Source organism: Chryseobacterium indologenes (assembly GCF_018362995.1).
GTDB classification, from domain to species: Bacteria; Bacteroidota; Bacteroidia; order Flavobacteriales; family Weeksellaceae; genus Chryseobacterium; species Chryseobacterium indologenes_G.
In genome coordinates, this window is record NZ_CP074372.1 from 3,828,981 (window position 1) to 3,842,096 (window position 13,116).

A 13,116-nucleotide genomic window follows, 5' to 3' on the forward strand; every position below is an offset into this window, starting at 1 on the left:
CTGTAGTACAACCCCGGAAAAACCAGATACAAAAGGACACAAACATAATCACACGGAGGGAGACGGACATGACCACGATGGCCATGATCACTCTCACGACTCCGGAGATCAGACGGTCTTTCAGATGTTTCTTCCTGCCATTATATCTTTCGTCATTTTATTATTGGGAATTGCCTTTGATAACTATATAAAACCCGCATGGTTTACGGGCTGGGTTCGTCTGGTATGGTTCCTGGCAGCTTACATTCCTGTAGGATTTCCTGTATTAAAGGATGCTTATAAAAGTATCATCAAGGGAGATGTGTTCTCAGAATTCTTTTTGATGAGTATCGCCACTATCGGAGCTTTTGCTATCGGAGAATATCCGGAAGGCGTAGCAGTAATGCTTTTTTATGCCGTAGGAGAAGTGTTTCAGTCTATGGCGGTCACCAGAGCCAAAGGAAACATAAAAGCTTTATTGGATCAGCGTCCCGATGAGGTAACGGTGGTGGAAAATAATCAGCCTAAAACAATAAAAGCGAAAGAAGCTAAAATAGGAGATATTATTCAGTTGAAACCCGGTGAAAAACTGGCGCTGGATGGAGAATTGCTTTCAGATTCAGCATCATTCAACACGGCTGCTTTAACCGGGGAAAGTAAACCTGACACCAAAAATAAAGGCGAAGCCGTTCTTGCCGGAATGATCAATATGAACAGTATTGCTTTAGTTAAAGTAAATACAGCCTATGAAGACAGCAAACTAAGTAAAATATTAGAACTGGTGCAGAATGCCACGGCTCAGAAAGCGCCTACAGAATTGTTCATCAGAAAATTTGCGAAAGTATATACCCCTATCGTAGTATTTCTTGCCATTGGAATCTGTTTGCTGCCTTATTTCTTTGTGAGCGATTATCAGTTCAGAGACTGGCTGTACAGAGCATTGATATTCCTGGTAATTTCATGTCCTTGTGCCTTGGTAATCTCCATTCCGTTAGGATATTTCGGGGGAATTGGTGCCGCAAGCCGAAACGGGATCTTATTCAAAGGAAGTAATTTCCTGGACAGCATTGCAGAAATCCAGAATGTAGTGATGGATAAAACAGGAACAATGACTGAAGGTGTATTCAAAGTTCAGGAAGTAAGTATGAGCCCTGAATTTAATAAAGAGGAAATCCTGCAGATGGTGAATGTTCTCGAAAGTAAAAGTACCCATCCTGTCGCAACAGCTATTCACAATTATGTAGGAGATATTAATCACGCCATTCCTTTAGAAAATGTAGAAGAAATTGCCGGCCACGGATTGAAAGCAACAATTAATGGTAAAGAACTTCTGGTAGGAAACTTTAAGCTGATGGATAAATTCAACATCAGCTATGATATCAACCATGCCAACATTGTGTACACGGTGATCGCAGTAGCTTACGACAAAAAGTTCGCAGGATATATCACGATTGCAGACAGCATAAAAGAAGATGCCAAAGAAACCGTAGACAATTTGCACAAAATGAATGTAAAAGCCACCATGCTGAGCGGAGATAAAGGAACTGTAGTGAAATACGTAGCAGATCAGCTGGGAATTGACAATGCATTCGGAGACCTGCTGCCTGAAGATAAAGTAAACAAGGTTAAAGAAATCAAAGCTAAAAACCAAACTGTAGCTTTCGTAGGAGACGGAGTGAATGATGCGCCTGTAGTTGCTTTAAGTGACGTAGGAATTGCAATGGGAGGTTTAGGAAGTGATGCCACCATTGAAACAGCAGATGTAGTCATCCAGGATGATAAACCAAGCAAAATCCCAATGGCGATCAAGATCGGGAAACAAACGAAAAAGATAGTTTGGCAAAATATTATTCTTGCCTTTGCTGTAAAAGCTGTTGTTCTGGTCTTGGGAGCAGGAGGTTTGGCAACGATGTGGGAGGCCGTGTTTGCCGATGTAGGAGTGGCATTGCTGGCTATTTTAAATGCTGTAAGAATACAAAGGATGAAATTTTAAGAAGCAAATAATAAACACAACTCAATTATATTCAATAAAAGCTCTGCTGAATTTCAGTGGGGCTTTTGTTTTACATTATACATCATGCCACCATTCCATTGAAATCCATATTATGCTATTGAGACTCCTACTGAGTGATAAATAGACTGCCTTTACTTTTCGTATAACTATGATTTAGAATTATAATTAGTATAAAAATGATACACTCAGTTTGTCATTCCGCAGGAATCTAATGACCAGTCTCATTATTATTAGTTTTAAATTTTATCGCAGATAAAATCTTCGTACCTTAAAACAGGAAGCATTTAAAAAAAGCTTGCGTCTTTGCGGTTTCCAACAAAACAAAAAATATAAAAAAAGCTCTGCCAAAAACATCAGCAAAGCTTTTATCAACAAGATTAAATTGTATATAAAGAACTAAATTTTTATTTAGGTCTAAAGTCTTACTCAAAGTTCGGGATAAAATTATTCCGGTGACAGGCACAGTTTTGTGATTTTTATAGGTAACAGTAGATATGCATAATGACATTCATCATAAATCTGTTATAAAACAGTTTTGAAGTAGTATATTTGTAACAGAGAACAAAATCGTTGAGGTTATTCATTTCCATATTCATCATTTTTACCGTTGCAATACGTCCCGTTTTGCCATTGGTGAATTATGCTGTGAACTACGATTATATTGTGAAAAACCTTTGTGAGAACAGAAATGTACCACAATCAACCTGTAAAGGAAAATGCTATGTGGAAAAAGAACTGGCAAAAACAGAAAAACAGTCCAATAGCTCTCAAACGATAAAGATTGCAGGATTAGATGTTTTTATTTCTCATGATATTCTTTCCTTCTCTTCTCAACTGAACTCGGAGCTGCTTACTGAAGTTCCGGATTCAAGCTATTTCAATTCTCACTCTTCAGAATACTTTTCTAGGATATTTCATCCTCCTTTAGCTTAATTATTCCTTTAAACTATGTTTTTAGTTTATAGTAACGGAAGTTTTAAAACTATTACAATTAAGTTGTTATAGACATCCCAAACAATTAAATGAATAATAACATCTGAATTCTTATCAAAAATTCTGTATGTTAGAATGGTGGTTCATTAATTGGAACTCTGGGCTTGTTTCTAACTTTATTTAACATTATTAATTTCAATTTAACATCAAAATGAAACCTCCTATTATTTTGACTGCTTTGCTGTCAATCTCATTACTGTCGTGTGCCAAAGAAACCCCTCAGGTAAAGCATGCAAGCCATATGGACTCTTCCGGGAAAAACCTGGAAAACATACAGGTTGTGAATGAAGAAGATCCCATCTGCCATATGAAAACCGCCGGATCTATAAAAGATACTGCTGTATATAAAAATAAAACGTACGGTTTTTGCAGTGTCTCCTGCAAAGGTGAATTCCAAAAAAGTCCTGAAAGATATGCCCAAAAATAAGAAGACCACAAATAAAAGTAAAGTGATCATACCCATTGCGGTATTTGCATTGCTTTTCCTGGGAATCGGGGTAGGAATGGGATATTTTAAAAAGAACCTTTATACCGTGATGAAAGTTCCTGATTTTGAACTGACGGATCAGAACAGTAAAAAGATTACCAATAAAGACATGCTGGGAAAAGTATATCTCGTAGAATTTTTCTTCAGCAAATGTCCTACAATATGTCCTGTAATGAATACCAATATGAAGGCGATTCAGAATCAGATCAATGATCCCAATTTCGGTATTATCTCCATCAGTATTGATCCGGAAAATGATACCCCTGAAGCATTGAAAGAACATGCGAAAAGAATAGGGGCAAAATATCCCAATTGGCATTTCCTGACAGGAGACCGTACGTATATTGGTAATCTTGCTGATCAATTTAATATCTATGTAGGTGACAAGGAAGATGAAGGAGAAAGTCTGAACCATAGCGGTATGATTGCGCTGGTAGATCAGGACGGAAATATCCGATGCAGATACAACAAAGAAAATATGCCGATTCTGTATTATTCAGGATTGAATTATGATGATCCGGAAGGTAAAACACCAATGCTGACAGGGAAATATCACCCTGACAGAGAAATCCTGATTGAGGATATTAAAAAATTATTGAAATAGAGAAGATGGGAGAGTGAAGCAGGAAGATGGAAGTACTTCCTGCCAATGAAGCTATGATGATTTTTGATGTAAAAGTAAATAGAAGTTGAAGGGATTAAATTACCACATTCATTACTTCCAGCCTCCATCTCCCATCTTCCAGCTAATAGGAAACATTGTTCAACCATAAACAAAAAAGTTATGAAGATTATGAAAATAGCTGCCTTAAGCGCAGTTTTCGCAGCTCAGTTTGCACTGGCTCAGTTTAAGCAGACTCCTCTGCCGTATGCTTATAATGCTCTGGAAGGGAATATTGATGCCCAGACTATGGAAATTCACTATTCAAAGCATGGTGCAGCTTATGCAGCCAATTTGAATAAAGCAATTGCAGGAACTCCACAGGAAAAAGAGACGTTGTTTCAGATTCTTTCCAATGCTTCAAAACTGCCTGCTGCAGTAAGAAATAATGCAGGAGGGCATTATAACCACGAATTATTCTGGACGGTTCTTACCCCTCAGAAAAATACACAGCCTTCTGCAAAATTGGCAAAAGCCATCACTGAAACTTTCGGAAGTATGGATGCTTTTAAAGAAAAAATGTCTAAAGCAGGAGCTGACCGTTTCGGTTCAGGATGGGCGTGGCTTGCTGTAGGAAAAGACGGGAAATTGTTTGTTTCTTCAACTCCCAACCAGGATAATCCTTTGATGGATGTTGTGGAAGAGAAAGGAACTCCTATTTTCGGAATTGATGTTTGGGAGCATGCTTATTATTTAAAATATCAGAACAAAAGAGCAGATTATCTTACCGCTATCTGGAACGTTACGAACTGGAAGGAGATCAGCAGAAGATATGACGAAGCGATAAGCAAGAAATAATCTGATGAAATTATTTTACAGCATACTTTTTACTTTTTATATGGTGCTAAGACCTTTGGTGCCATTGGTAGAGTATGCTGTAAATTATGATTATATCGTTAAAGTGCTCTGTATTAATAAATCCAGGCCGGAGATTCACTGTAACGGAAAATGTTATCTGAGTAAAGAATTGGCTAAAACCAATGATTCAGAATCTTCCCCTTTCCAGAAACTCAAAAACTCAGGACAGAAAATTCTTGATATCTATATCCTGCCTGAAACTACAAAGATCAATACCACTGAAAAACGACCGTTTTTCAATTTCAACTTCACTTACGAAACAGCCTATTCTTTTCTGTTTCTGACCCATATTTTCAAACCACCGGTTTTTTAAGGTATACCATCACTATTCAACCACAAAAGTCACAAAAAGCTTATATCAATTAAGAATCAAAGATTTTTAAAAAGCTTAAGTGTTCTTATTCTGCATAAAATTGATCACTTAATAAATTATTTAAGTGTAAAAACTTTTGTGCCTTTTGTGGTAAAAAAGAATGTTTTCACATTCAAAATAACACATTCAAAATTGTATTCAACTTAAAAAATCAACAATGAAAATTTCTCAATTTTTATCATTATTCTTTATTGCCTTTACTTTATTCTCTTTTGTATCCTGTGAAAGCAGCAGGGATGATGATCCGCAGGATACCACTCCCGGAAAACTTCAGATCAAATTTGAAAACGGATTTAATAATGTAGGAGATATTGTCTTAAATCAGACGGTTCAGACTTCTTCCCAAGGACAAAAGCATAATTTTTCTGCTTTAAAATATATCATCAGCAATATCACTTTGATTGATGAGAACGGAAATGAATTTAAATACAATGAAAACAATCCTGATAAAGGGGCTTTTATCGTAGATCAGGCCGATGCGGTAGCCGGAATCATCTACCTTAACCTTGATGGTGTTCCGAAAAACAATTATAAAAAAATAAAATTCGGATTGGGAATCAGCCAGAAAGCCTATTTATTAGGACAGGACGGGCAAGCTGAATTCTGGACAAAAGCCAAGCAGAAAGGATTGACATGGTCATGGGCTGCCGGTTATGTTTTTGTAAAACTGGAAGGGAAGTATGGAAATGATGCCCCTTCAAAAGAATTTATGAACCATACCGGAAATATGGGGGATGTTGTGGCTAATGAGCAGGCTGACCTATACCGTGAAATCACATTGAACCTTCCAACAACAGCAAGAGTGACAGGACAAATTCGTCCTTCTGTTCATATTCTGGCAGATCTGAACCAGTTTTTAAGCGGAGATAAGGCATTGACACTTACAACAGCCAATGATATGCTGATGGGTTCAAACCAGCATCTGGTAGACGTTACCAATAATCTTACAAAAATGTTTAAAGTAGACCACGTTCACAATGATTAATGTTTTTGTTAAGACGATATTGGTTCTGCTTGTATTGTTCCTTAGCTGTATATCCTGTTCCGATGAGGTGATACAGCCGTTGGAAAAAGATGAAGCCTATAATCTGCAGTTTCCTTCGTATTTCCCGGAAATGACTTTTGATCAATCCGTCAATCCGGTAACTAAAAATGGAGTAGAGCTGGGAAGAAAATTATTCTATGAAGGCAGGCTTTCCCGAAATAATACCATTTCATGCGGTTTCTGTCATATTCAGGAAAATGCATTCACCCATCACGGGCATACAGTAAGTCATGGGGTAGATGATAGAATAGGGATTCGCAATGCACCGCCCATTCAGAATATGGCTTTTCTGAAAAGATATATGTGGGACGGAGTTATTCATAACCTTAATGAGCAGCCGATCAGTCCTATTACGGATGTTAATGAAATGGACAGTTCCATACCGGAAGCAATTTCAAAGATTAAAGATGATCAGAAATACAAAAAGCTGTTCAGAGAAGCATATGGAGACGAAACCATTACCGGCGAAAGAATTTTAAAAGCATTATCACAGTTTATGGCTTCTTTAATTTCTGCAGATTCAAAATACGACAGATTCAGGCAGGGAAAGGAACAATTGACTTCAGCGGAATCTCAGGGAATGGCATTGTTTAATCAGAAATGTGCTTCTTGCCATAGTGGAGAATTATTTACCGATGAAAGCTTCAGAAATACAGGAATGTATTACAATACGGAATTCAAAGACGCCGGACGGTACAGAGTTTCTCTCAATCAGGTTGACTGGATGAAATTTCGTGTTCCAAGCTTGCGAAATGTAGAATATACAGCACCTTATATGCATGACGGAAGGTTTTACACCTTAGAGGCTGTGCTCAATTTCTATTCAGATCAGGTAGAAGATAATCCCAATCTCGATCCTCAGCTGAAACAGAATGGGCATACGGGAATTGCTATGAACAGCCAGGAAAAACAATCAATTATTGCCTTCCTGAAAACATTATCAGATAAAAGTTTTATCTCCAATCCAAAATTTGCAGAATAAATTATAGAAAACATGAAGAAGATTATAGCAGTACTAAGTTTTATGGTATTTAGCCTGAACCAGGCCAATGTGGTTAGAGACAGCATGTATATTACACCGGAAACCTTTAGCAGATTTGATTTTGATGATGATTGTGATGCGTGCGGCTGTGCAGCAGGAAACGGATCTTCCGGTTTTGAATCTTTACTGAATCCACAGTTTATCGGAATCAAATACTTTGCACAACATTACAAAGCAAAGGAAAACTTATTTGTAAAAGACCTTACCCAGGATCAGTATTTCAATACTTTGCAGCTTTGGGGGAAAATTCCATTGACTAAAAAACTGAGTGTTTATGCAAGTCTGCCCTTCCATTTCCATGAAAAGCAAACCATGCAGGGAGATATTAAAATCAATGGAATCGGAGATCTGAACCTGATGGGAATTTACCAGCTGATGAATTCTAAAGATAATTTCCATCACATAAGTGGAGGCTTGGGAGTGAAAATTCCTTTGGGGAAATTTGATGAGAAAGGTGCATCCGGAGTCAATCCAAGTTTTCAATTGGGAACCGGAAGCTGGGATTATCAGGCGGCTTTGAATTATAAGTTTCAGAAGAATAAAGTAGCAGTCTTGGTCAATACAGACTATACGATCAAAACGGAAAATAAGAAAAATTACCGTTTCGGAAACCAGTGGAACTACGCTGCGACGGGATTTTATCAGGTTGCCGGAAACGAAAAGTCGATCTTTTCGGTAAAAACGGGAGTGCAGGGAGAAGTGTATGCACAGAATAAACAGTTTGATGAAGCCCTGCCCAATACTGCAGGAAGTGCTTTGTACGGGAAACTGGGATTTGAAGCTTCTTATAAAAAACTGAGCCTGGGAAGTGAAGTAATGCTTCCGATGTATACTCAATTGGCGGGTGGAGATATTGAAGCAAAATCCAGATTCAGTATTTTTCTGAATATTGGAATTTAAAAATAAAACCCCTTTTTAATAATGTTAAAGCTCCTTCGGGAGCTTTAATTGTTTATGAATCATGAATTTAATTGGGGGTTAGGAATAATTTTTTATCTTTGCCGGAATTTGGTGAGCCATAAAAAGCTCTTAAAAGGGAATTCGGTGAAAATCCGGAACAGACCCGCTGCTGTAAGCTCCGCACCAAAGTTTTTGAAGAATATATCCACTGTTTTTAGGAATGGGAAGGATTTCAAAAATGGAGTAAGTCAGAAGACCTGCCAGAAAATAATCGTTTGACGCTTTCGTGGAATAAAGCTTAGGACATCAATGATTCTGTGCAGTGACAGCTGTGCTTTGTCGTTGTATTCTTATACCCATTAGCGTCATCATTATCCTAAATGAGCTAATGACGGCAAAACTAATTACTTCTACAATTTATAAAGCTGTTTTCACAATACTGGTGATCACATCTCAGCTTTTATATTCCCAAAAAAAGAAAAATGACACGCTGAAGGAAGAATCCATCAAGGCGATCAGTCTCTACAAAAAGAATTTTAAAGAGATCATTCCGGCACAAACCATCCAAGGGGAAGCACTTGAAAGACTGAACAGTCATTCTGTAGCAGATGCGCTGCGGTATTTCTCCGGAGTTCAGATTAAAGACTATGGAGGTATCGGCGGATTGAAAACCATTAATGTCCGAAGTCTAGGAAGCCAGCATGTAGGAGTTTTCTATGACGGAATTCAATTGGGAAATGCACAAAACGGCCTTGTTGACCTCGGAAGATATTCTTTGGATGATCTTGAAGAAATATCATTATACAACGGGCAGAAAAGTGAGATTTTCCAGCCGGCAAAAGATTTCGGTTCTTCCGGATCTATCTATTTACAGCCTAAAACTCCTGTGTTTAAAGGAACAAGAAAAACCAATCTTGTGATAAGAGCCAAAAGTGCTTCTATTGATCTCTTCAATCCTTCATTCCGATTGGAGCAGAAAATTTCAGACAGAGTTTCTGCCAGTTTCAGTGCAGAATTTATGCAAAGCGACGGAATTTACAGATTTCGATATGCCAAGAAATATCCTGATGGACAGCAGGCTTATGATACCATTGCAAAAAGACAGGATTCAGATATCAAAGCAAAACGTTTTGAAACTTCTTTAAATGGAACTTTGAATAACGGAAGCTGGAATGTTCGTGGCTATGGCTATATTTCAGACCGCGGAATGCCGGCACCTATTGTGAACGGTCGTTTTGAAGGAAGAGGAGCGAGACTTTCCGATGAAAATTATTTTGTACAAGCCAATCTGCGGAAAAAACTGTTCCCAAAATTTGAAACACAGCTGAAAGCAAAATTTGCCTACGATTATACTCATTTTATGGATACCGTTCGTTCGCAATCTATTATGTATACGGATAATGTCTATATTCAAAGAGAAGTTTATCTTTCTTCATCCAATATATATTCTATCACGCCCAATTGGGATGTGAGTCTGAGTGGAGATTTTCAGTACAATAATCTTGACGCCAATCTTGATAACTTTTCCTATCCTACACGTTATACAACATTAGTCGCTTTGGCAACAACCTACCAGTGGAACAGGTTTAAAATTCTGGGAAGCCTTTTGGGAACATTTACTTTCGAAGAAGTAAAAAAAAATAAAAGACCCGGAGACAGCAGAGAATGGACCCCCGCTGTATTTATGAGCTACCAGCCTGAAATAATTCCTGAGCTTACCCTCAGAGCTTTCTATAAAAGAATTTTCCGACTGCCTACTTTCAATGACCTTTATTATACCAATATCGGAAACACTTACCTGAAACCGGAATTTACCAATCAGTATGATGTAGGATTTACGTACCAGAAAAATTACAACAATCATTTCTTTAAATCTTTTTATGCTAAAGTAGATGGTTATTACAACAAAGTACAGGATAAAATTGTCGCAGCTCCTAACGGAAGTATGTTCCGCTGGTTGATGATGAACCTTGGTCTGGTTGAGATTATTGGTGCTGACGTGAATGTTCAGGCAGAAATGCAGTTGGGAAAAGTAAAACTTAGGCCATTACTTTCTTACACCTATCAAAGTGCAAGAGATATGACGGATCCTGAAGATACATTCTACAAAAATCAGATTCCATACACACCATGGCATAGCGGATCATTTGCACTGATGGCCGATTATAAAGACTGGAGCTTCAATTACAGTGCAATGTATGTAGGAAAGCGCTATGATGTGAACCAGGATAATATTCAATACAATTATGTACAGCCTTGGTATACTCATGATCTGTCTGTTCAGAAAAAATTCAACTGGGCGGATCATCAGTTTAAAGTAAGCCTTGAGATGAATAATATCTTCAATCAATATTATGATGTAGTGATCAACTATCCGATGCCGGGAAGAAATTTTAAACTTATTCTAAACTTCACCTTATGAGAAAACTAAACTTTTATTTTCTGTTTCTTGCTTTAGCTTTTCTTACTTCATGCCGTACAGATGATATCATCGTCCGTCAGGAAGTAGTGGAAGGACTTCCTTCAGAAAATACAGCAATAAAAGGATTCTATATGCTGAACGAAGGGAATATGGGAAGCAATAAATGTACACTGGACTTTTTTGATTATACCAAAGGAACCTATTACAGGAACATTTACGCAGAAATTAATCCCAATGTAGTAAAAGAACTTGGAGATGTAGGAAATGATATCAAAGTTTACGGAAGCAAACTGTATATCGTAGTCAATGTTTCCAATAAAATTGAAGTATTGGATGCCAAAACAGCTAAACGTATTACTTCTATTCCGTTACAGAACTGCCGTTATTTAACCTTCAAAGACGGGAAAGCATATGCCAGCAGCTATGCAGGTCCGGTAGCAATTAATCCAAAAGCACCCAAGGGAAAAGTGGTAGAAATTGACACTATTTCTCTTTCCATTCAACGGGAAGTGGTAGTGGGATATCAGCCGGAAGAAATGGAAATTGTAGGGAATAAACTGTTTGTTGCTAATTCCGGAGGATACAAGGCTCCAGATTATGATAATACTGTTTCAGTAATTGATCTGAACACTTTTACTGAAATCCAGAAGTTAAATGTTGCCATCAATCTTCATCACATCAAAAAAGACAATTACGGTGATCTGTATGTAAGCTCAAGAGGAGATTACTATAACATTCCTTCCAGCTTATACCTTATAGATGCTGCAACCGGGATTGTCAAGAAAGATTTCCATCTCGCTGTGAGCGAAATGACAATCGTTAATGATAAGCTTTATTTCTACGGAAACGAATTCAATTACAATACCCACAGCTATAAAAAGAGCTTTGGAATCATCGATGTAAAAACAGAACAGATCATTGCCAACAGAATTTTTGACAAAGAATATGAAACTGCCATTAAAACACCTTACGGAATTGCGGTAAATCCAATCACAGAAGATATCTACATCACAGATGCCAGGAATTATGTTTCTCTTGGATTTGTGTATTGCTTTGATAAAAACGGACATTTTAAATGGAAAACAGAGGGCGGAAATATTCCGGCTCACTTCGCCTTTTTATACAAATAACCAAACTTTAAGAAATGAACAGAAATACCTTTACTTATTTAAAAATTGGAGTTTTATCAGTCTTCCTTGTAGGAATGATCGCCTGTAAACATGATGATCAGGATGAATTTACCTTTAATGGTCTTGATGATTCCTATACCATTGAGCGTTTGAGAGTGTTGAGTATTCCTACCAATGCTTCAGGATCTGTGACATGGAGTATCAATGACTCCATTATCTCTCAGAATTCAGAACTTGAATTTATCAGTCCAACGGCAGATGCTTATCCTTTGACTTTAAAAATTAATAATAAAGGAAATGAACAGGTTTATCACTCCAAAATCATCGTTACCAAAGAAAAAACACCTTACAGTAAATATATCGCTAAAGTATTGGAGTTCCGTCCTGCTGTAGGACAGTTCATGAATGAAATCCCGGAATATTTACCTGGAAATACGGCTGCAAATATGCTTCAGAAAGCAAACGAATCATTGGTGGGAGGTAATTCTACCATGATCAGCCTTGGTGGATACGGCGGATATGTGGTTTTCGGTTTTGATCATACTATTCCGAACCTGAATGGGAGAGATTTTAAAGTGCTGGGAAATGCATTCTTTGGAAATGATGCCAGCGACCAGCGTTCCGGTTCATGTGAGCCGGGAATTATCATGGTAGCCTACGACAGAAACAAAAACGGAAAACCGGATAATGATGAATGGTACGAAATTGCAGGCAGCGAATATTTTAAAAATGCAACCGTAAGAGATTACAGTATCACATATCATAAGCCTGATGAAAATAAAACTCCCGTACCCGGAACCGAATTCTGGCAGACCGATGTAGAATATATAAAATGGAGTGACAATCTAGGGAATCAGGGTTTTAAAACAAAAAATACCTTCCATGCACAAAGCTATTATCCTTTATGGTTTACCGATAGTTCTTACGGATTTTCCGGAACAAGACTAGCGAATAACTTTTACGATCAGAACGGGGACGGATCCTATTGGGTAGGGAAGTCATATGATTTCGGATATGCTGATAATGCTCCGAATAATGATGAAGCTTCCAATATTGATATTTCCTGGGCCGTAGACAGAAGCGGGAAATATGTAAAACTTCCCGGCGTAGATTTTATGAAAATATATACAGGAGTCAATCAGGAAGCTGGCTGGCTGGGTGAAGTTTCCACAGAAGTGGCAGGAGCTTACGATTTACATTTCAAATAATAAT

General features: G+C 37.7%; 12 protein-coding genes and 1 riboswitch. All 12 genes read left to right on the forward strand.

The features are described from left to right. Positions 1–322: 322 nt before the first annotated feature. A complete protein-coding gene (locus DYR29_RS17250) occupies positions 323–1,972 on the forward strand; it encodes a heavy metal translocating P-type ATPase (RefSeq protein WP_425394639.1) in 1,650 nt (549 codons plus the stop codon). Positions 1,973–2,563: 591 nt separating this feature from the next. Then, positions 2,564–2,926, forward strand: a complete 363-nt coding sequence (locus DYR29_RS17255; protein ID WP_213277842.1) for a hypothetical protein — start codon at positions 2,564–2,566, stop codon at positions 2,924–2,926. A 211-nt stretch (positions 2,927–3,137) separates the two neighbouring features. Then, positions 3,138–3,413, forward strand: a complete 276-nt coding sequence (locus DYR29_RS17260) for a YHS domain-containing protein (protein WP_213277843.1) — start codon at positions 3,138–3,140, stop codon at positions 3,411–3,413. Then, positions 3,400–4,077: an SCO family protein gene (locus tag DYR29_RS17265; protein WP_213277844.1), complete on the forward strand. Its 678-nt coding sequence runs from the start codon at positions 3,400–3,402 to the stop codon at positions 4,075–4,077. The genes DYR29_RS17260 and DYR29_RS17265 overlap by 14 nt, the downstream gene beginning before the upstream one ends. Positions 4,078–4,257: 180 nt before the next feature. Further along, positions 4,258–4,932 carry a superoxide dismutase gene (locus DYR29_RS17270; protein ID WP_213277845.1) on the forward strand — a complete coding sequence of 225 codons (675 nt, stop codon included), beginning with the start codon at positions 4,258–4,260 and terminating at the stop codon, positions 4,930–4,932. A gap of 4 nt (positions 4,933–4,936) precedes the next feature. Continuing rightward, positions 4,937–5,305, forward strand: a complete 369-nt coding sequence (locus DYR29_RS17275) for a hypothetical protein (RefSeq protein ID WP_047427470.1) — start codon at positions 4,937–4,939, stop codon at positions 5,303–5,305. Positions 5,306–5,522: 217 nt separating this feature from the next. Next, positions 5,523–6,350 carry an MbnP family protein gene (locus tag DYR29_RS17280; RefSeq protein ID WP_213277846.1) on the forward strand — a complete coding sequence of 276 codons (828 nt, stop codon included), beginning with the start codon at positions 5,523–5,525 and terminating at the stop codon, positions 6,348–6,350. Then, positions 6,343–7,392, forward strand: a complete 1,050-nt coding sequence (locus tag DYR29_RS17285; RefSeq protein WP_213277847.1) for a cytochrome-c peroxidase — start codon at positions 6,343–6,345, stop codon at positions 7,390–7,392. The genes DYR29_RS17280 and DYR29_RS17285 overlap by 8 nt, the downstream gene beginning before the upstream one ends. A gap of 12 nt (positions 7,393–7,404) precedes the next feature. Then, entirely contained in the window at positions 7,405–8,352 is a 948-nt protein-coding gene (locus tag DYR29_RS17290) for a transporter (protein WP_213277848.1), read from the forward strand. A 92-nt stretch (positions 8,353–8,444) separates the two neighbouring features. Continuing rightward, positions 8,445–8,631: riboswitch (cobalamin riboswitch) on the forward strand. Between the two features lie 109 nt (positions 8,632–8,740). After that, positions 8,741–10,774 (forward strand): TonB-dependent receptor plug domain-containing protein, encoded by a 2,034-nt coding sequence (locus tag DYR29_RS17295; protein ID WP_213277849.1) that lies wholly within the window; start codon positions 8,741–8,743, stop codon positions 10,772–10,774. After that, the gene (locus tag DYR29_RS17300; protein WP_213277850.1) at positions 10,771–11,904 is read left to right on the forward strand and encodes a YncE family protein; all 1,134 of its coding nucleotides are present in this window, start codon (positions 10,771–10,773) and stop codon (positions 11,902–11,904) included. Before DYR29_RS17295 ends, DYR29_RS17300 begins: the two co-directional genes overlap by 4 nt. A gap of 14 nt (positions 11,905–11,918) precedes the next feature. Beyond that, on the forward strand, positions 11,919–13,112 hold the full coding sequence (locus DYR29_RS17305) for a cell surface protein (protein WP_213277851.1): 1,194 nt from the start codon (positions 11,919–11,921) through the stop codon (positions 13,110–13,112). Positions 13,113–13,116: the final 4 nt, after the last annotated feature.